General features: G+C 73.7%; 18 protein-coding genes and 1 pseudogene. 8 read left to right on the forward strand and 11 right to left on the reverse strand.

Going from position 1 to position 18,988, the window contains the following annotated elements; all coding sequences use genetic code 11:
- Positions 1–55: 55 nt before the first annotated feature.
- Positions 56–1,012: a glycine betaine ABC transporter substrate-binding protein gene (locus tag BJF88_RS00220; RefSeq protein ID WP_075827311.1), complete on the forward strand. Its 957-nt coding sequence runs from the start codon at positions 56–58 to the stop codon at positions 1,010–1,012.
- Between the two features lie 204 nt (positions 1,013–1,216).
- On the opposite strand, the gene BJF88_RS00225 is transcribed toward BJF88_RS00220, so the two are convergent.
- Both BJF88_RS00225 and BJF88_RS00230 read right to left on the reverse strand, forming a co-directional pair.
- Entirely contained in the window at positions 1,217–1,405 is a 189-nt protein-coding gene (locus BJF88_RS00225) for a Trm112 family protein (RefSeq protein WP_075827312.1), read from the reverse strand.
- Positions 1,402–2,877: a phosphomannomutase/phosphoglucomutase gene (locus BJF88_RS00230; RefSeq protein WP_075827313.1), complete on the reverse strand. Its 1,476-nt coding sequence runs from the start codon at positions 2,875–2,877 to the stop codon at positions 1,402–1,404. Before BJF88_RS00230 ends, BJF88_RS00225 begins: the two co-directional genes overlap by 4 nt.
- A 162-nt stretch (positions 2,878–3,039) precedes the next feature.
- Here BJF88_RS00230 and BJF88_RS17880 point away from each other — a divergent pair, with 162 nt between their 5' ends.
- Together BJF88_RS17880 and BJF88_RS19365 are read left to right on the forward strand one after the other, a co-directional pair.
- A complete protein-coding gene (locus BJF88_RS17880; protein WP_158068848.1) occupies positions 3,040–3,771 on the forward strand; it encodes an N-acetylmuramoyl-L-alanine amidase in 732 nt (243 codons plus the stop codon).
- A 442-nt stretch (positions 3,772–4,213) separates the two neighbouring features.
- Positions 4,214–5,161 carry a hypothetical protein gene (locus BJF88_RS19365; RefSeq protein WP_075827315.1) on the forward strand — a complete coding sequence of 316 codons (948 nt, stop codon included), beginning with the start codon at positions 4,214–4,216 and terminating at the stop codon, positions 5,159–5,161.
- A 132-nt stretch (positions 5,162–5,293) separates the two neighbouring features.
- On the opposite strand, the gene BJF88_RS00245 is transcribed toward BJF88_RS19365, so the two are convergent.
- A complete protein-coding gene (locus tag BJF88_RS00245; protein ID WP_075827316.1) occupies positions 5,294–5,647 on the reverse strand; it encodes a DUF3499 domain-containing protein in 354 nt (117 codons plus the stop codon).
- Between the two features lie 252 nt (positions 5,648–5,899).
- On the opposite strand from BJF88_RS00245, the gene BJF88_RS00250 reads away from it, so the two are divergent.
- Positions 5,900–6,316 carry a metallopeptidase family protein gene (locus tag BJF88_RS00250; protein ID WP_075827344.1) on the forward strand — a complete coding sequence of 139 codons (417 nt, stop codon included), beginning with the start codon at positions 5,900–5,902 and terminating at the stop codon, positions 6,314–6,316.
- 10 nt (positions 6,317–6,326) lie between these two features.
- On the opposite strand, the gene BJF88_RS00255 is transcribed toward BJF88_RS00250, so the two are convergent.
- From BJF88_RS00255 to BJF88_RS00275, 5 genes are all read right to left on the reverse strand, one after another.
- The gene (locus tag BJF88_RS00255; RefSeq protein WP_139315836.1) at positions 6,327–6,602 is read right to left on the reverse strand and encodes a hypothetical protein; all 276 of its coding nucleotides are present in this window, start codon (positions 6,600–6,602) and stop codon (positions 6,327–6,329) included.
- A complete protein-coding gene (locus BJF88_RS00260; protein ID WP_139315837.1) occupies positions 6,599–7,933 on the reverse strand; it encodes a DUF5719 family protein in 1,335 nt (444 codons plus the stop codon). Before BJF88_RS00260 ends, BJF88_RS00255 begins: the two co-directional genes overlap by 4 nt.
- Before the next feature lie 195 nt (positions 7,934–8,128).
- Positions 8,129–9,268: a hypothetical protein gene (locus tag BJF88_RS00265; protein WP_075827319.1), complete on the reverse strand. Its 1,140-nt coding sequence runs from the start codon at positions 9,266–9,268 to the stop codon at positions 8,129–8,131.
- Entirely contained in the window at positions 9,202–11,484 is a 2,283-nt protein-coding gene (locus tag BJF88_RS00270) for a glycosyltransferase (protein WP_075827320.1), read from the reverse strand. Before BJF88_RS00270 ends, BJF88_RS00265 begins: the two co-directional genes overlap by 67 nt.
- A gap of 99 nt (positions 11,485–11,583) precedes the next feature.
- Entirely contained in the window at positions 11,584–11,913 is a 330-nt protein-coding gene (locus tag BJF88_RS00275) for a WhiB family transcriptional regulator (protein ID WP_075827345.1), read from the reverse strand.
- Between the two features lie 158 nt (positions 11,914–12,071).
- On the opposite strand from BJF88_RS00275, the gene BJF88_RS00280 reads away from it, so the two are divergent.
- A complete protein-coding gene (locus BJF88_RS00280) occupies positions 12,072–12,854 on the forward strand; it encodes a TIGR03089 family protein (RefSeq protein WP_083648733.1) in 783 nt (260 codons plus the stop codon).
- Between the two features lie 45 nt (positions 12,855–12,899).
- On the opposite strand, the pseudogene BJF88_RS00285 reads toward BJF88_RS00280, so the two are convergent.
- Positions 12,900–14,211, reverse strand: a pseudogene (locus BJF88_RS00285) (UDP-glucose/GDP-mannose dehydrogenase family protein).
- A gap of 156 nt (positions 14,212–14,367) precedes the next feature.
- Between BJF88_RS00285 and BJF88_RS00290 the strand changes: the two are divergent.
- Together BJF88_RS00290 and rfbA are read left to right on the forward strand one after the other, a co-directional pair.
- A complete protein-coding gene (locus BJF88_RS00290; RefSeq protein WP_075827322.1) occupies positions 14,368–15,249 on the forward strand; it encodes a glycosyltransferase family 2 protein in 882 nt (293 codons plus the stop codon).
- Positions 15,250–15,277: 28 nt separating this feature from the next.
- The gene (gene rfbA / locus BJF88_RS00295) at positions 15,278–16,141 is read left to right on the forward strand and encodes a glucose-1-phosphate thymidylyltransferase RfbA (protein ID WP_075827346.1); all 864 of its coding nucleotides are present in this window, start codon (positions 15,278–15,280) and stop codon (positions 16,139–16,141) included.
- 35 nt (positions 16,142–16,176) lie between these two features.
- Here the strand turns inward: rfbA and rfbD are convergent, their stop codons facing one another.
- Positions 16,177–16,923 carry a dTDP-4-dehydrorhamnose reductase gene (rfbD, locus tag BJF88_RS00300; protein WP_369824419.1) on the reverse strand — a complete coding sequence of 249 codons (747 nt, stop codon included), beginning with the start codon at positions 16,921–16,923 and terminating at the stop codon, positions 16,177–16,179.
- Positions 16,924–17,109: 186 nt separating this feature from the next.
- Between rfbD and BJF88_RS00305 the strand changes: the two genes are divergently transcribed.
- Positions 17,110–17,727, forward strand: a complete 618-nt coding sequence (locus tag BJF88_RS00305) for a dTDP-4-dehydrorhamnose 3,5-epimerase family protein (RefSeq protein ID WP_075827323.1) — start codon at positions 17,110–17,112, stop codon at positions 17,725–17,727.
- Between the two features lie 31 nt (positions 17,728–17,758).
- Here the strand turns inward: BJF88_RS00305 and BJF88_RS00310 are convergent, their stop codons facing one another.
- Positions 17,759–18,889 (reverse strand): glycosyltransferase family 4 protein, encoded by a 1,131-nt coding sequence (locus tag BJF88_RS00310; RefSeq protein ID WP_369824420.1) that lies wholly within the window; start codon positions 18,887–18,889, stop codon positions 17,759–17,761.
- Between the last annotated feature and the right edge of the window lie 99 nt (positions 18,890–18,988).

The raw sequence follows: 18,988 nt of genomic DNA on the forward strand, positions 1-18,988 counted from the left end.
CACCGCCACCGGGCACCACCCACCGGGCCCGCCCCCGGGCCCCAGGAAGGAACCCATGATCCCCGCACGCACCACCGCCCGCACCACCCGCACGCGCCGCGGCGCCGTCGTGGCGGCCTTGCTCGCCCTCGGGCTCGGCCTGAGCGCCTGCGCCTCCGACACCGACACCGGCGAGACGGAGACCGGCGACGAGTCGGCCGCCGCGTCCGAGGACGAGACCGAGGTCTCGATCGGCATCCCGTCCGGCTGGGACGAGGGCATCGCCGTCTCCCACCTGTGGACCGCCATCCTGGAGGACGAGGGCTACACGGTCGACTCGCAGACGGCCGACGTCGGCGTGATCTACACCGGCCTCGCCGGCGGCGACTTCGACGTCACCTTCGACGTCTGGCTGCCCTACACCCACGCCTCCTACCTCGAGGAGTACGGCGAGGAGGTCACCGACCTCGGCCACTGGTACGACGACGCCAAGCTCACCATCGCGGTGAACGAGGACTCCCCCGCCCAGTCGCTCGAGGACCTCGCCGGGATGGCCGACGAGTACGGCAACAAGCTCGTCGGCATCGAGGCCGGTGCCGGCCTGACCCAGATCACCCAGGACGAGGTCATCCCGACCTACGGCCTGGAGGGCATGGACTACTCGATCTCCTCGACGCCCGCGATGCTCGCCGAGCTCAAGGGCGCGACCGACGCCGGCGAGAACGTCGCCGTGACGCTGTGGCGCCCGCACTGGGCCTACGACGAGTTCCCGATCCGCGACCTCGAGGACCCCGAGGGCGCGCTCGGCGACGCCGAGGAGATCCACGTCTGGGGCACGTCCGACTTCGAGGAGCGCTACCCGACGCTGACGAAGCTCATCGGCGCGTTCGAGCTGGACGACGAGCAGCTGTTCTCGCTCGAGAACATGATGTTCAACTCCGACGAGTACGCGGACGAGCAGGCCGCCGTGGACGCCTGGCTCGAGGAGAACCCGACGTTCGTCGACGACCTCAAGGAGGCCGCGGGCGTCTGACCCGCGAGCGGCGGCGCCCGGTCCGGCGTGCCGCTCGTGCGGCTGCGGTCCATCGGTTCGCCGCAGCCACCAGGGCACCGCACGGTGCCCGACGGCGAAGGCCGGCTCCCCGCGGGGAGCGGCCTTCGTCCGTTCCGGTTCGTGCGTGCCGGTTCGTGCGTGCCGAGGACGGGCGCCCAGGGCCACGCCGACGCGCCGGACCCCTCAGAGCGGGCGCGCGTCGTCCTCCAGGAGGACGGGGATGCCGTCGCGCACCGGGTACGCGAGCGGGCGGCCCGGGTCGGTCGAGTGCAGCTCGGGCGCGCCGTCCGGTCCCGTGCCGTCGACGAGCGTCGCGCCCGTGACGGGGCAGCGCAACGCCTCGCGCACCCAGGGGTCGATCTGCAGGCTCATGCTCGCTCCTCGGTCGGGGTGGATGTCCCGCGCACGAGCGACAGGACGTCGTCGCGCACCTTCTCCATGATGTCCTGGTCCGCGGCCTCGACGTTGAGCCGCAGCAGCGGCTCGGTGTTGGACGCGCGCAGGTTGAACCACCACTGCGGGTGGGAGGCCCAGTGCGAGACCGTCAGCCCGTCGAGCTCGTCCACCTCGACCGGTCCCGCGCCCTGCTGGGTCACGTATGCCTCGACCACACGCGCGCGGGCGGCGGGGACGTCGGCCACCGTCGAGTTGATCTCGCCGGACGCCACGTACGGCTCGTACATCTCCGCCACGGCCGACAGCGGGTGCGGCTGCGTGCCGAGCGCCGCGAGCACGTGCATCGCGGCGAGCATGCCCGTGTCGGCGAAGAAGAAGTCACGGAAGTAGTAGTGGGCGCTGTGCTCGCCCCCGAACACGGCGTCGTGCTCCGCCATCTGCGCCTTGATGAACGAGTGCCCCACGCGCGTGCGCACGGTGCGCGCACCGGCGGCGTCGAGGAAGTCGGGGACCGCGCGCGACGTGATGAGGTTGTGGATGACGACGGGTGCCCCGGCACCCTCCTTCTCCAGCTCCTTGCCGACCTCGCGCAGCCCCACCAGGGCGGTGATCGCCGACGGCGACACCGGGTCGCCGTGCTCGTCGACGACGAAGCAGCGGTCGGCGTCGCCGTCGAACGCGAGGCCGAGATCGGCGTCGTGCTCGACGACCGCCGCCTGCAGGTCGCGCAGGTTCTCCGGGTCGAGCGGGTTCGCCTCGTGGTTCGGGAACGTGCCGTCGAGCTCGAAGTACAGCGGCACGACGTCGAGCGGCAGCGCGGGCAGCCCCGCGCCCGTGCCGAGCACCGCCGGGACGGTGTGCCCGCCCATGCCGTTGCCGGCGTCGACCACGACCTTGAGCGGACGGATGCCGGACAGGTCCACGAGGGCGCGCAGGAACGCCGCGTAGTCGGCGAGCATGTCGTGGTCGCGGACTGCTCCGGGGCTGTCGGTGGCGGCGGGCAGGCCGTCGTCGAGGAACTGCTCGGCGAGACGACGGACCTCGGCCAGCCCCGAGTCCTGGCCCACCGGGCGCGCACCCGCACGGCACAGCTTGATGCCGTTGTACGCGGCCGGGTTGTGGCTCGCCGTGAACATCGCGCCCGGCACGCCCAGCACGCCCGACGCGTGGTACAGCCCGTCCGTCGAGCAGAGCCCGATGCGCGTCAGGTCCACGCCCGCGTCCGTGAGGCCCGCGGCGAACGCGTCGACCAGCGCCGGGCCCGAGTCGCGCATGTCGTGCCCGACGACGGCGCGCGGTCGCGCGGGCGCGTCACCCGTCGGTGCCTCGGGGAGCACGACGGCGTGCGCGAACGCCGCGCCGATGGCCCGCGCCACCTCCGGGTTCAGCTGGTCCGGGACCGTGCCGCGGACGTCGTACGCCTTGATGAGGTGGGAGAGGTCGCTCACCCGGTCAGACTACCGACCCGCCGCAGACACACCGCCGACGACGGGTCCTCGACACACCGCTCGAGGAGACAGGCTCCTCGAACGACGGAGTGCATAGTTCCCGTAGCCCTACCGACCCGACCTGCCCTGGAGCTGACAAAGGTGGCGCTATACCCCGCCGCGGTGCTCAAGCTGATCCCGCACGCCAACCAGCGTCTGGCATCGCTGCGCAACCGGGTCAACCTGCACACCGCCGTCACGGATGCCCAGTCGCTGTACCCCTACTTCTCCCGACCGGGGAACCCCTGCTCGCACTTCTACGTGCGCGAGGACGGGGTCGTCGAGCAGTACATCGACACGAAGTACTACTCGGCCGCCGATTACCAGGGCAACGACGCGACCGTGTCGATCGAGACGTGGGACGGGTACGGCCGGCTCTGGACGAGCGGCCAGCCGCCCGCCTGGACGCCCCCGCAGGTCACCTCGCTCGGCAGGCTCTGCCGGTGGATCCTCCAGAGCCATCGCTCGATCCCGCCCCGCCTCGCCGAGGACTCCGTGCCTGGGCCCTCGTCCTTCGGCATCTCCTCGCACCGGCTGGGCGTCGACCCCTGGCGCCACCCGGACGGCATGCGCTACTCGACGGCCTACGGGAAGGTCTGTCCGGGAGACCGCCGTATCGCCCAGATCCCCACGATCCTCGCTGCAGTCCAGCAGGACCAGACCCTCAAGGAGGTCGATGACATGCTCATCATCCGTCGGCAGAGCGATGGCGCCTCGTTCATCGTGATCGGAGGACGCGGCGCGCGCATCGCGAACACCACCGATCTGCAGGAGTACCGCTCCGCCGGTATCCAGACCGTCAACCTCACCGACAGCGGCTATTCCGCGGCACAGGCGCGGTATCTCAACTCATGATCGACGGCATTGTGGCGAGACCCTCGCGCAGGAGCGTGCTGGCGCTCGGGGCCATGGGCGCAGTCCACGCCATGCTGAGCGAGCCGGCAACCGGCCAAGCCGCGGCCCGTCCGGACACCGCTCCGGCCGTTCCGACCTCGGCGCTCCGCGCCGCCGACCATCTGCGTGCGTGCGACGCGTCGGGCGCCGCGGAGGGCGCGCCGAGACTGCTTCAGTCCTTCGCGGACGAGTTCGGACTCTTCACCACGGGGCTCCTGGAGGACACGGCCCTCGCCGCCATCGCGCTGGCATCCCTTCCGGACCGGCTCGACGACGCTCACGCGCTGGCCCGTGGTATCGCGCAGGTCGCGACCCACGACCGATCCGGCGAACGCGGATGCACGCGTCGCGGGTACGTCACCGCACCGTTCACCTTTTACGACGGTACTGAGCATGCAGGCTCATGCTTGCCGACGGCTCCGCGAGCCCAGCGACCCTCTTCGGACTCGACGCCACCGAGACTGGGGCCGCTGCCTGGGCGGGCCTTGCCCTTCTTCACGTATCGCAACGCGCGGACGACGAGGCGCTCCTCGCCACCGCAGTCGAGATCGCCTCGTGGATCGTCGCCCGGACGAGCGGAACCGGAGCAGTCGGGGGTTTCACCATCGGCACCGATGCCGACGGAGCAGCACGCACCGAGACGTCCACGGCGCAGAACATCGACTGCGCCGGGTTCTTCGGCGCGCTGCACGCAGTCACCGGCGACAGCCGATGGGCCGCCGCGCGCGAAGTGGCGTTGAATCACGTCCGCCGCGCCTACGCCCCCGACACGCAGAGCTTCCGGGCCGGCTCCACGGACGGCTCTGGCCTGGGGCTCGGCGTACTGTCGGTCGGGGCGTCTGCCCGCGGGCTGCTCGTCGAACCCGAGCTGTTCCGGCCCGCCGTGGAGAGCGCGCTCCTCATGTATCGCCGGAACACACAGGCACTTACGGAAGACCGCCCCACGGCCCTTGCGGCAGCCCAGCTCCGCAGCGCTTTCGCGGGTCCGGACCTGTCCGCGACGGTCTCCGCCAACGGCGTCCCCGTCTACTCGCCGGGAGCGTGGACCGGCGAGACCGCTCAGCTCTGCCTGGCGGTCGGGCGCGGCACGCCGCCCGGCTCGTCGGCGCGGCCCGACCGGTTCCTCCGCGTGCTCGAGAGCGCCCAGGCCGACGGTGCACGCACGCAGCACGTCGCGGGCCGCCGCGTGCACGCGGAGCAGGGTCTCGTCGCGGGTTGGCCGGGTCAGGACGACGTCGCCGACCTGCAGCTGTTCCAGTTCGCCCACGTCGGCGCCACCGCGTGGTTCCTGCTGGCATCGACGGGAACTGACCCGTACGACATCAGCACTGCCGCATCCTCACGCTCCTGAGCGTCGGTCGGCCGGTTCCGCCCGGTCGACCGCTCACCGAGGCCGCGCGCCCACGTCGAGCAGTCTGGGCCCGGCGCCGCGTCTCCCTGATGCCGCCCCCAGCGCACGTCAGCAGGACGACCGAGGGCAGCGTCAGTCACCCTCCGCGCGCAGCACGCGCAGGTGCCCGCGCCGCCCCACCTCGGTGACGTCGGCCGGTTCGGGTTCCGGCCGCGGCCGGCCCGCCTGTCGCACGGCGTCCGCGAGCGCGGACAGGTCGTCGTCGCTCGGCCCGGTCTCCACGAACTGAGGCGAGAGACGGACCACCTCCCACCCGCGGGGCGCGGTCAACCGCTCGGCGTGCTCGGCGCACAGGTCGTAGCTGTGGGGCTCGGCGAGGTGCGCGAGGGGGCCCAGGACCGCGGTCGAGTCCGCGTACACGTAGGTGAGGGTCGCGACGGCGGCACGGACGCACGCCGTGCGCGAGCACTGCCTGACGGATCTCACGGGGTGACCTTACTTCGTCCGGGCACCCGATCACGGCGCACACGCCGACACGCGGCGCCGTCCGGCGCGCGCGGTCTAGAGTCGTCGTGTGCGTGGCTTCTCCTTCCCCGGGTCCCGGCCCGAGCCCGGCGCGGCCGGCGCCCTCGTGACCGCTCGGCCGGCCGGAAGGCGGCACGCGCCGTCGAGCCGGTCTCTCCCCTCGACGCCCCGGTGATCCCGCCGCGGGCGCCCGGCCTCGGGACGGACGGACCCGTGCCGCGCCGCCGTGACCGTCGGGGGCGCGGCATCCGCGGGCCGCTCCTACCGCCGTCGGCACCGGCCAACCGGACGCGCGCCGAACGGTTCGACGACGTCGTCCTCGACGCCGTCGAGCTCGTCGAGCGGCGCTGGGCCAAGCAGCTGCGCGGCACCGAGTTCGCGGTCGAGGACGTCCCGCCGTCGGACCCGGCGCCCTGGGAGGACGGGGGCGTCCCGCTGGGGCGCACGTTCCCCGCCGAGGCGGGCCGTGGCGCGCGCGTCGTCCTCTACCGCCGGCCCCTCGAGGCGCGCGCCGTCGACGCCGAGGACCTCGACGACCTGGTCCACGACGTCGTGGTGGAGCAGGTCGCCCACCTCCTCGCCCGGTCCCCGGAGGAGATCGACCCGGGCTACGGCGACGGCGGTCGCTGACCGCCGCGGCTCACCCGCCGAGGCCGGCGGTGTCGGAGGCGCGCACCCCGATCTCGCGCGCGACGGATCCGTCCGTGACGGGCTGCAGGACCGACAGCAGGCTCGGGGTCGTGTCGTCCTCGTCGCCGCTGGGCGGGCCGGCCTCGACCAGCGTCGACCAGGCCGTGGCCAGCCCGTCGTCCGCGGCGTCCACGTCGACCGTGACGACGGCGGGCGCGTCCTGCGAGCCCTCGGCGACCAGCGACGCCGGGTCGAGCGACGTCGTGGTCCCTGCCCCGACAGTCACCGCGCGCTCGCCGACGAGCCCACCATCGGTGCCGTACGCCCGCACGACGAGCTCGACGGCTCCGGCGAGGTCGTCCTCCTCCGCCGCGACGGGGACCGCGGCCAGCGAGAGGCTGGCCGACGTGCCGGGGACGAGGGCGACCTGTCCGGCTCGCGCCGCACCCACCTCCGCGAGCGGCCTCGCCGCCAGCCACGCGCGGTCGTACTGGCGCTCCTCGTGCAGCAGGTCCGGGTCGACCTCGCCGCGCCGGTCGGTCGAGCGCCGGCGACGACCGGCACGTCGGCGTGGACGGCCACGCCGTAGCGGCCCGCCGGGAGGCCCCCGAGCGGGACGTCGGTGACCACGCCGGGCGTGAGCGACACCTGCTCGAGCCCCCGCACGGTCACGGGGCCGTCCGGGCCGTAGACCACGACGCGCGCGGTCCCGGGCTCGTCGCCCGGCGCGAGGAGCCGTAGCTGCGGGGCGTGCGGGTCGTCGACGGCCTCGCCGGTGCTCACGACGCCGGCGACGACGAGGTCGGTGGCGGGGTCCGCGCCGGGGACGACGTAGTCGACGCCGAGCGGGACGAGACCGTCGAGGGTGTTCTGCTGCAGGTACGCCGACACGAGCCCACCGGACGACTCGACGTGGACGACCATGCGCCGCTGCTCCGGGGCGGAGGCCTCGACGAGCCGCACGACCTCCGTGCCGGGGCTCACGAGCTGCTGCCCTCCCCCAGCGAGGACGGCGGGCCCGTTCGGGCCCCAGACCGTGACCTGCACCGTCGCGGGGGTGCGGCCGGCGTTCTGCAGCACGAGCTGGGCGCTGCTGCCGATCTCGGTGCTCCCGCCGACGAGCCACTGGCTGACGCCGGGGCGCCCGCAGCTGGCGGCTGCGAGGCCGCGCAGGTCGCCCGCCGTCGTGACCGACCCGACGGAGGCCGCGACGCGCGGCGGCTCGCCGTCGCCCGGCAGGACCGTCACGGCGGCGCCCGCGGTCGGTGCGTCGACGTCGAGCGTCGCGAGCCCGTCGGGCGACGGTGACGCGGCGAGATCCTGGGTCCCGCCGCCGTCGAGCGCGCCGAGCGACGCCCCCGCCGCGCCGCCGACCGCGGCACGCAGCGTGCTCGTGGTGCCGACCGGGGCGGGTCCGAACTGCGCGTCGCCGACGGCCTCGGGATCCGTGAGCCGTGCCGGCCCGGGGCAGACGACCACGTCCTCGGCGGGCGTCACGGTGACGGGCTGGACGGGGACCGCGGGCTGCTGCGCGGGAAGCCGGTCGACCACGTCGCCGCCGAAGGCCGCGACCGCGCCGAGCGCGACGATGCCCACCACGCCGGCGCCGGTGGTCACGAGGCGTCGCACGACCCTGCGTCCGTTCCCGGCACCGCGCCGCCGCTCCCCCGCGCTCGGTCGTTCCTGCGCTGCGCTCCCGCGCGTCCTGCCCGTCACGTCGTCCGCCGTCCCCTCGTCACCTGGCCGCCGCGCGCCGGCGACGGACCGGCACGGCGAGCAGCACGAACACGAGCAGGACCACCCCGGCGACCGTCATCCACGCCGAGCGGTGGTCCGCGGCGTGGAAGACCGCGAGACGTCCGCCGTCGCGCCGAGCTCGAAGGCCTGGAGGCCTCCGCTCGCCGCCGGGTCGACGACCTCCAGCGCACGGCCGTCGAGCGTCGCGCGCCAGCCCGGCGCCGCGTTCTCCGCGATCACGACGACGCGCTCCTCGGCCCCGTCCTCGACCCGGACGTCCACCGGCCGCAGTGCGGCGCGGTCGGCGTCGAGCGGCACCGCGGGACCGCCCGGCGTCTCGACGCGCGCGTACGCGGGCACGTCGCCGTCCGGTGCGACACGCCACGTGAGGCCGGACCGGCCCTCGGTCATGCGCTCGAGGCCGGGGACCATGTCGAGCCGGGCCACCAGCTCGGCCCGGGGCTGACCCTCCGGCGTCGACGCCGGGACGAGCACCGCCCCGACGCCGAGGTCGGCGAGGCGTGGCGCGACGTCGTCGGAGGTCCCGGCGGTCAGCTCGGCGACCACCTGCGGCAGGCCGCCCTGACCCGCCGCGGGGTCGGCGAGCCGGGATCGGTGCACGACGACGGACGAGTCGACGGCCTGCGGGCCGTCCGCACGGAGCGCGGCGTACTCCACGGTGCCGTCCTCGGCGAGCTCCACGCTGAGCACGCGAGCCTGCGCCGGGGACGTCTGCATCTGTCGACCGACCGGCGGGACCACCGGTTCGGAGGTCGCCGTGAGCGCGGCCACGCGCGGCTCCGAGCGGTCGAGCACCCCGGCGGTCCACGACGCGACCCCGCCGAGCGGCGCGAGCGTGACGACGACCGCGAGGGCCGCGACGCACCCCGTGCGCCACGGTGCCGCACCCCGGTGCGGCAGCGGGGGCACCCCCGAGAGCGCGGCGCCCAGCAGCGCCAGCAGGAGGAGGGACACCCCGGCGCCCGGCCATCCGACGACCGGCTGCCCGTCCACCGCGCCGGCGACCGTCGTCGCCCCCGCCAGGACCGCGGCGAGGAGCCCGACCGCGGCGACGAACCACGCGCCGACGGCGACGCGGCGTGCCCGGAGCACGCCCACGACGGCGAGCGCGACGACGAGGCCACCGCTCACGAGCGGCGCCCACCGCGCGAGGAGGTCGAGCGCGCCGCCGCCGTCGAGGCCGAACCACGGCACCGGCGTCGTCGCGCGCCGAGGAGGAGCTGCCAGGGCTCGGCCGTCGGCGAGGCGACCGGCGCGCCGGGCCCCGCCAGCAGGAGCCGCCACCCGCCGTCGGGCCGCGTCCGCGCGACGTGGACGAGGAACGGGGCGAACACGGCGACGGCCGGGAGCGGGACGAGCGCGAGGTAGCGCCGGTGCCGGCGGACGGCGACCGCCACGAGGACGAGGACGAGCAGGCCGGCAGGCAGGAGCACCGGCGCGCCGGCCACCACGACGGCGAACAGGAGCCCCGCGGTCGCCGCGGCGACGAGCGAGCCGCCCTGCTCGACCGCGGGCCGTGGTGCGACGCCGGCGGGCACCGTCGTCGCGTCGTCGGACACGTGCTCCGCGGAGACGTGGTCCGTGGTCGCCGGGGCGACGACGTCGACCTGCTGGAGCCCGAGCGCACGCACCACGGCGAGCGCGACCCACGGCAGGACGGCGTGGGCGAGGACGGCGCCCACGCGACCGGATCCCACGGACGCGAGGAGCACCGGGGACCCGACCCAGACGAGCGTCGCCCAGGCACGCAGCGGGATCGAGCGCGTCAGCGCCCCGGCGGCGAACCACGCACCGAGGCCGGCCGCCAGGAAGGACGCGGGCAGCAGGACGTTGACGGCCGTCTGCGCGGAGCCCCCGGCGAGCACCGCCGCCGGCAGCAGTGCCGTGACGAAGGGGTCGGCGGGCGCGGGCGAGCCCAGGCCGTCCGCGACCCACCCCGTGGTGGCGGCGCGCCACACGTCCGCGAGGGTGCTGCTCGCGGGCAGGAGTCCGCCCCCGACGAGACGACCGCCGCCGAGCAGCACGCCCACCAGCGGGCCGAACACGACCGCGGTGAACGTCGCGAGGACGAGCGCGGTCGCGGCGAGCCCGGCGCGGCGGCGGACCGCGAGGGACCGGAGCTCGCGGCGCTCGATGTCGGTGGGCGCCCAGGCCGTCCGACGCTCCTCCGCTCGCGCGAGGCGACGGTCGCGCCGCTCGGCCAGGACCTGCCGCCACGTGCCCTGCAGCGGACGCAGCGTGCGCCGCGGCAGCCGGCGGGTCCGGCGCGCCCGGCGGCGCGCACGGAGCACCGGTCCGACCCGCACGAGCGCCCACAGCGGTGCGACGATCTCGTCGCGAGCCAGCCGTGGCTGCTTCACCAGGAGGCGGTACATCGCGTGGAACGGCGCGCCGACCAGCATCGCGAGCGCGACGACAGGGACCCACGGCCCCGCGACGCCGGTGAGCCGGGCGTGCAGCTGGGCGCGTCGGCGGGCGGCGTACGACGTCTCGACGTCCGGCAGGGCGTCGCCCGACCGTCGCCCGCCGCGGTCCCGCAGACCGAGGAGCGACGCCTGCACGTGGCGCACGACGGCGCCGGGCACGACGACCACGCGGTGCCCGGCGAGGCGGGCGCGGCGGCACAGGTCCAGCCCGTCGCCGAAGGGCCCGTACTCCGGGTCGGTCCCGCCGAGCTCCTGCCACACCGAGCGGCGGACGAGCGCGCCCGCGAGCCCGACGGCGAGGACGTCCTCGCGCGCGTCGTGCTGGCCCTGGTCGATCTCGTCGTCGTCGATGCCGGTCATGCGCCGGCCGAGCGGCGTCGTCGTGACGCCCACCTCGACGAGCCGGCCGACGGTGCCGGTCTCGAACGGGTCGCGCGGCTCCCGCCCGGTGCCGGGGTCCCAGCGCTCCTGCTTCGGGCCGGCCACGGCCACGGCGCTCGAGTGCTCGACGGCGCGCAGCAGCTCCATGAGCGCGTCGGGCGCGGGCGCGCAGTCGTCGTGCAGGAGCCACAGCCAGGTCCCCGCGTCGACGTGACCCAGGGCGTAGGTCACGGCGTCGCCGAACGAGCGGGCCCGCGGGGCGGCGAGGAAGCGTGCGTCGCCGAGCTGGAGCTCGGGGTACTGCCCGGTGGTCACCGCGCTGTCCGCGTCGACGACGACGACGGCGTCGGGGGCGGACGTCTGCGCGCGGATCGCATCGAGCGTGCGCCGCAGGTACGGCGACCCTCCCCGGGTCACGACGACCGCGGTCACGCTCACGACCACGGGGAGCGCCCCGGTGACGGTGGAGACGACGTCGGGCGTCGCGGCGGGGTCGACCGGCGGTCGCGGTGCGAGTCCTGCCGTCGCCGCGCCGGTGCGCGCCGGGACCCGCGCCGTCCAGGCGGAGGTCGCGCGCGTGGTGCTCAGGTCCGAAGAAGTCATGGCCTGTCGATGATGCGCCCCGGACCTCGCGAGACCCGGGATTTGCGCACTCCCGGAGTGGCGCGCCGACCAGGAGGCGTCATGCGGTGCGACGATCCGTCAGACGACCTGGCGCTTGAGCTTGCGCCGCTCGCGCTCGGACAGCCCGCCCCAGATGCCGAAGCGCTCGTCGTTGGCGAGGGCGTACTCCAGGCACTCCGCGCGGACGTCGCAGCCCGTGCAGACCTTCTTCGCCTCGCGGGTAGACCCGCCCTTCTCCGGGAAGAACGCCTCGGGGTCGGTCTGCGCGCACAGCGCGCGCTCCTGCCACCCCATGAGCGTGTCGTCCTGCGGCTCGCCGAACAGCGGCAGCACCGGGGCCACCCGCTCCACCTCGAGCCCTGCGTCCGTAGGGAGGTCCCTGCCCGCCCCGTCAAGCATGTTCCACATCGTGCGCCCCTTTATGCCGTTCGCGAGAAACTGCAATGAGGAAATTACACGCGTGTCGTCCGGCAGAGTCAAGCCGGATTGTGATAGCCCGGAACTGGTTGAGGGTGAAAGTTTTCCACGCAGGCTGAGGGATTGTCGCACTGCATAGACTCGTGCGCATGTCGAATAGCCACATCGCCGCAAACTCTCATGGAAACCCTTCCACGCCCGTCCCGACGGACGTGGCCGGCCTCCTGCGCACCATCACGCGGGAACCGGGCCGCCCCCGGCTCACCTGGTACGGGGACGACGGCGAACGCGTCGAGCTGTCCGGCGCCGTGCTCGAGAACTGGGTGAACAAGGTCACCAACCTCCTCGTCGAGGAATTCGACGTCGGTCCGGGAACTCACGTCGCACTCGATCTGCCCGTCCATTGGCGCACGGTTATCTGGGCCCTCGGCGCGTGGCGGACCGGCGCGACGACCATTCTTATCGACACGGAAGGGACGCACGGTGCAGATATCGTGAACGGTCACGGGACGGTCAAAGCGGACGTGGTGATCACGACGACGCCGGACGCCTGGGCAGGCCGTGCCGACGACGTCGTCGCCGTCGCGCTCCCCGCGCTCGCCCGGGCGTTCGACGGCGACCTGCCGCCCGGGGCGGTCGACGCGGCGGCAGCCGTGATGACGTACGGCGACCAGATCGGATGGGTGCCTCCGGTCGACCCGAGTGCCGTGGCGATCGGATCGCTCACGGAGGTCCTGCATCGAGATCTCCTGCGGCGCACCACGCCGGGCCGGCCGGGACGTCGGTCTCTCGTGTCAGCCGGCCGACCCGCCGAGGAGGTCCTCCGGGAGGTCATGGGGGCGTGGAAGGACGAGGGGTCCATCGTGCTCACCACGATCACCGACCCGCACGCCCTCGCGCGGCTCAGCGCGGCCGAGCGTGTGACGCCGTGACGTAGTGACGCCGTGCGGCAGCCCTCACGGGACGCGAGATGCCGGTCAGGGCCGCCCGAGCGCGCGGTAGGTCCATCCGGCGTCGCGCCACGCGTGAGGGTCGAGCACGTTGCGCCCGTCGAGGATGTGCCGAGCCGCCACCTTCTGCGCGAGATCGTCCGGGTCGAGCTCGCGGTACTCGGGCCATTCCGTGAGGAGGAGGACGATCTCCGCACCGGAGACGGCCTCGTCGAACGACTCGGTCACGGTGAGCTCGGGGTGCAGCCGACGTGCGTTCGGCACCGCCTGTGGGTCCGTGACCCGCACGAGCGCGCCTGACGGGCGAGCTGCACGGCGACGTCGAGCGCCGGGGAGTCGCGGATGTCGTCGCTGTTCGGCTTGAACGCGGCTCCGAGCACCGCGACGTGCTTGCCGATGATCGAGCCGTCGAGAACCTCGCGGGTGAGATCGACCATCCGTACTCGGCGCCGGGTGTTGATGGCGTCGATCTCCTTGAGGAAGGCGACGGCTTGGTCCGCCCCGAGCTCGCCCGCGCGTGCCATGAAGGCCCTGATGTCCTTGGGCAGGCAGCCACCACCGAAGCCGAGGCCGGCGTTGAGGAACTTGCGCCCGATGCGCTCGTCGTACCCGATCGCGTCCGCGAGGCGCGTGACGTCGGCACCCGTCTCCTCGCACAGCTCGGCCATGGCGTTGATGAAGGAGATCTTCGTCGCGAGGAACGAGTTCGCAGCGACCTTGACCAGCTCTGCGGTCGCGTAGTCGGTGACGATGCGCGGCGTTCGCTCCGAGAGAGGGGCCTCGTAGACCGCGTCGAGCAGCTCGACCGCACGCTCTCCCGCGGCACCAACAGGTACGCCGTAGACGATGCGGTCCGGATGGAGCGTGTCCTTCACCGCGAACCCCTCGCGCAGGAACTCGGGGTTCCAGGCCAGTGTGGCGCCGGTCGAACCTGACTCCAGCCGCTCCGCGATCGTGGCGGCCGTACCGACGGGCACCGTGGACTTGCCCACGACGAGGTCTCCGGGACGCAGGTGCGGTACGAGAGCCGCGATCGCCGCGTCGACGAAGCGCAGGTCCGCCGCGTACTCCCCGTCGCGCTGCGGGGTCCCGACACAGACGAAGTGGGCGTCCGAGCCCGCGACGGCCGCGAGGTCGGTCCCGAAGCGCAGAGTCCCGTGGCGGTCGCCTCGGCGAGAAGCTCCGGAAGACCGGGTTCGAAGAACGGCGCCCGGCCCGCGGTGAGCGCGGCAATCTTCGCCTCATCCACGTCGATGCCGACCACGTCGTGGCCGAGCTTGGCCATGCACGCGGCGTGCACCGCTCCGAGGTACCCGCACCCGATGACTGAGATTCTCACGCGAACGTCCTCTCCCGGCAGACAGTGCTCCGGAGGCTATCCGACCTCCGGAGCCCGCTCACGAATCAGACGCGCGGACGCGCGACGCTCCGCGCAGCCCCGCGGCGTCGTCCGGCGGCGTCGAGACCCGTCGCGAGGCCGCTAGGCTCGCGTGCCATGCCCGCCGTCGGCCACCCGGCCCCCTCCGTCCGCGTCGTGTGCGTCATCTTCAACCCCGGGGGCGAGCTCAACGCCTTCGCGGCATCGCTCGCCACCGCGACGAGCGCAACCTACGAGCTGGTCCTCGTGAACAACGGCGCCCCCAACGACGTCGCCCGGTCGCTCGTCGACTCGGGGGCCGCACGGCTCGTCGAGTCCGGCGGCAACGTGGGGTACGGGCGCGCGGCCAACCTCGGGGCGCGCGGGTCGACGGCGCCGTGGCTGGTCGTCGCCAACCCCGACGTCGTCTGGCACCCCGGCTCCCTCGACGCCTTGTTGGGCGCCGCGGCGCGGCACCCCCGGGCAGGGGCGTTCGGACCGAAGATCCTCGACGAGGACGGCACCGTCTACCCGTCCGCCCGGGCGATCCCGTCGCTGGGGCTGGGCGCTGGCCACGCCCTGCTCGCGAGAGCGTGGCCCTCGAACCCGATCTCGCGCCGCTACCGCCGGGAGAACGCGACCGAGCACGACACCGAGCGCCCCGTCGGATGGCTGTCAGGAGCACTGCTGCTCCTGCGCCGCGAGGCGTTCGAGGACGTGCAGGGCTTCGACACCGCGTACTTCATGTTCTTCGAGGACCTGGACCTCGGCGAGCGTCTGGGCTCCTCGGGCTGGGAGAACGTCGTCGTGCCGTCCGCGACGGTGACGCACGCCCAGGGCACGTCGTGGAAGCGCACGCCGGAGCCGATGATCCGGGCGCACCACGCGAGTGCGCGACGGTACGTGCGCGGCAGGTACCGACGCTGGTACCAGGCACCGGTTCGGTGGTCCGTCGTCCTGGGTCTGCACGCCAGGGAGCTCGCCGAGGTCGCGCTGTCGCGCCGAGCCCGGAGTCGCTAGTCGTCGCCGGTACGGCACAATGGCGCGCATGCGTGGAATCATCCTGGCCGGCGGCTCCGGCACCCGACTGCACCCGATCACCCTCGGGGTGAGCAAGCAGCTCGTCCCGGTCTACGACAAGCCGATGATCTACTACCCGCTCTCGACGTTGATCGCGGCGGGGATCCGGGACATCCTCGTCATCACGACACCGCACGACGCCGAGCAGTTCCGGCGTCTCCTGGGCGACGGCTCCCAGTTCGGCGTCAACATCGAGTTCACCGTCCAGGCGGAGCCCAACGGCCTGGCTCAGGCGTTCGTGCTCGGCGAGACGTTCGTCGGCGGCGAATCCGTGGCGCTCGTCCTCGGCGACAACATCTTCTACGGGCCCGGCCTCGGCACCCAGCTCACGCGGTTCGACGACCTCGACGGCGGCGCGGTGTTCGCATACCGCGTGGCCGACCCGACGGCCTACGGGGTCGTCGAGTTCGACGACGAGCTCAAGGCCGTCTCCCTGGAGGAGAAGCCCGCCGAACCGAAGTCCAACTACGCGGTACCCGGCCTGTACTTCTACGACAACGACGTCGTCGAGATCTCGAAGAGCCTCGAGCCGTCCGCGCGCGGTGAGTACGAGATCACCGACGTCAACCGCGTCTACCTCGAGAAGGGCAAGCTCCGCGTCGAGGTGCTCCCCCGGGGCACGGCGTGGCTCGACACGGGGACGTTCGACTCGCTCCTCGAGGCGTCCGACTTCGTCCGCACGATCGAGAACCGGCAGGGGCTGAAGATCGGCTGCCCCGAGGAGGTCGCCTGGCGACGGGGCTTCCTCACCGACGACGAGCTGCGCGAGCGTGCTGCGGGACTCACCAAGTCGGGCTACGGCACGTACCTGCTGTCGCTGCTCGACGACTGACGCCCGGCTCGCCGGACGAGGGGCGTCGCGCCGGGTCAGCCCGCGAGGACGGGACCCGACGCGACGGCCCACCGCTCGGCCCAGTCGCCGATCGGCTCCACGCCGGCCGACCGGAGCGCGGCGTGCCCGAGGACGGAGTAGGCCGGACGCGGTGCCGGCGCGGCGAAACTCGCGCTCGTCGTGGACTCCACCCGTGTCCCGAGACCGGCCGACCGCATCACCTCCTGGGCGAACCCGAACCAGCTCACCTCGCCGGAGGACGTGCCGTGGTACGTCCCCGACGGCGCGTCCGCGGCGACCAGGCGGACGATCAGCGCGGCCAGGTCGACCGTCCACGTCGGTTGCCCGAGCTGGTCGTCGACGACGGTCACGGAGTCGCGCTCGGCTCCGAGCCGCGCCATGGTCTTCGGGAAGCACTTGCCCCCCGCGCCGTAGAGCCACGCGGTGCGGACGACGAGGTGGTCGTCGGTCTCCGCACGGACGGCCCACTCTCCCGCAGCCTTCGTCCGACCGTACGCCGAGCGGGGCGCCACCGGGGCGTCCTCCGGGTAGGGGCGCGCGGCGTTCCCCTCGAAGACGTAGTCGGTGGAGACCTGCACGAGGCGCGCGCCCGAGGCCCGCGCCGCGCGAGCGAGGTTCGCCGGGCCCACGGCGTTGACGACGAACGCCTCACCCTCGTGGGACTCCGCCGCGTCGACCGCCGTCCAGGCGGCGCAGTTGACGACGACGTCGTGACCGGCGACGGCGGCGTGCACGCGGGCAGGGTCGGTGACGTCCAGCATCGTCCGGTCGACGGCGGTGACGTCGGCGCTGCGGCGGACGCTGCGGCGACGACGTCCCGGCCCAGCATCCCGGCGGCACCCACCACGAGCCAGCGAGAGGTGGACAGGGCGGTGGCGGCGGAGATCAACGTGTCGTTCACGCATAGGATCCTAGGGCCAGCCCCGCCCATCCGAGGAGTTCCCGACATGCAGTACCGCGAGCTGACGATCCCCGGCGCGTTCGAGATCACACCGAGGCAGTTCGGAGACCCGCGCGGGGTCTTCCTCGAGTGGTTCAAGTCCCCGGCCTTCGAGCAGGCCGTGGGCCACCCGCTCGCGCTGGAGCAGGCGAACTGCTCCGTCTCCTCGGCCGGCGTCGTCCGCGGTATCCACTTCGCCGACGTCCCGCCCGGCCAGGCCAAGTACGTCACCTGCGCCCGCGGCGCGGTGCTCGACGTCGTCGTCGACATCCGCGTCGGCTCGCCCACCTTCGGCCAGTGGGACTCCGTCCTCCTCGACGACGTCGAGCGTCGCGCCATCTACCTCGGCGAGGGCCTCGGGCACGCGTTCATGGCGCTCGAGGACGACTCGACGGTCCTCTACCTGTGCTCCACCGGGTACGACCCGGCGCGCGAGCACGGCATCAACCCGTTGGACACCGCGATCGGGCTGGAGTGGCCGACGAGCGACCGTCATGGCAACCCGGTCACGCCCCTGCTCAGCGAGAAGGACACGGGGGCTGCGACCCTCGCCGAGGCCGCGGAGCAGGGGCTGCTGCCGACGTACGAGGAGGTCCAGGCGTACGTGGCGTCGCTGGCGGGCTGACCGGGACGTCAGAGCCGCGCTCCGCAGGTCGTCACCGACGGCGGAGCGCGGTCTCGTACGCCTCCAGGTGCCGGCGCGCCGCGTCTGCCCACGTGAACTGTGCCGCCCTCGTCACCGCAGCCGCACGCAGGCGCGCGCGCTCGTCGGCGTCCGCGAGCAGCGAGGCGAGCGCCTCGGCGATGGAGGCCTCACCGGTCCCGCAGTACGCGACGGCATCCCCACCGACCTCCGGCAACGAGAGCTCCCGTGTGGTGAGCACGCTCGCCCCACAGGCCATGGCCTCCAGCACCGGGAGCCCGAAGCCCTCACCCAGGCTGGGATACGCCAGCACCTCGGCGCCGGCGAGGAATCCCGGCAGGTCGCCGAGCGGCAGGTAGCCCGGCCGCCGGACCACGAGGTGGTCGGGGACGGCCTCGACAGCGGCATCCAGGTCGTCGTCCCACCCCCGCCCCCCGGCGAGGACGAGCGCGGGAGGCTCCGCCAGGCCCGCGCACACGGCGGTCCAGGCCCGGACGAGTGCCGGCACGTTCTTCCGCGGTTCCAGCGTGCCGAGGAAGCCGACATACGACGACGTGCCGAGGTCGAGCGAGCGACGCACCCTCTCCTGCTCCTCGGTCGGCGCGGGACGGAAGCGGCCGTGGTCCACGCCGTGGTACGCGACGTGGAAGTCGTCACGCCGACCGCCCACGAGCCGCAGCACCTCGTCGCGCGTCGCGCGGGACGGCACGACGAGCACGGCCGCGCGACGCACCGCGACGCGTGTCGCGTGCCGGAAGAACGCTGCCTTGGTCCGCAGGTGCAGTTCCGGCGTCGTGAAAAATGTCGCGTCGTGCAGCGTGACGACCACCGGCACGGATACGCCTCGCGGCATCGTGTAGTGCGGGCTGTGGAGCACGTCGGCGCGGACGCGGCGCACGAGTGCCGGCAGACCGACCTGCTCCCATGCCATCCGCACCTCGCGGCGCTCGAGCGACCGCGGTGCGGCGACGACCTCCACCGACGGCGCCGCGTCAGCGTAGAGGTCGGCATCGCGGTGCTGCGCGGCGATGACCAGGTCAGCGCCAGCGGCAGCGAGCTCGGGGACCAGCTCGTCGACGTAGCGACCGACCCCCCCACGGTCCGCCGGGACAGCAGTGGCATCCAGCAGGACCCGCACGTGCACTCCTTCCGGCCGCCGCCCCTCGGCCGTGCCGACTGTCGACCCTACCGCCTGTGCCACGCCGACACGGCGAGGATCCGTAGATCGCGGAGCACCGTCGCC

The sequence above is a fragment of the Cellulosimicrobium sp. CUA-896 genome (genome assembly GCF_001942335.1).
Taxonomy (GTDB): Bacteria; Actinomycetota; Actinomycetes; order Actinomycetales; family Cellulomonadaceae; genus Cellulosimicrobium.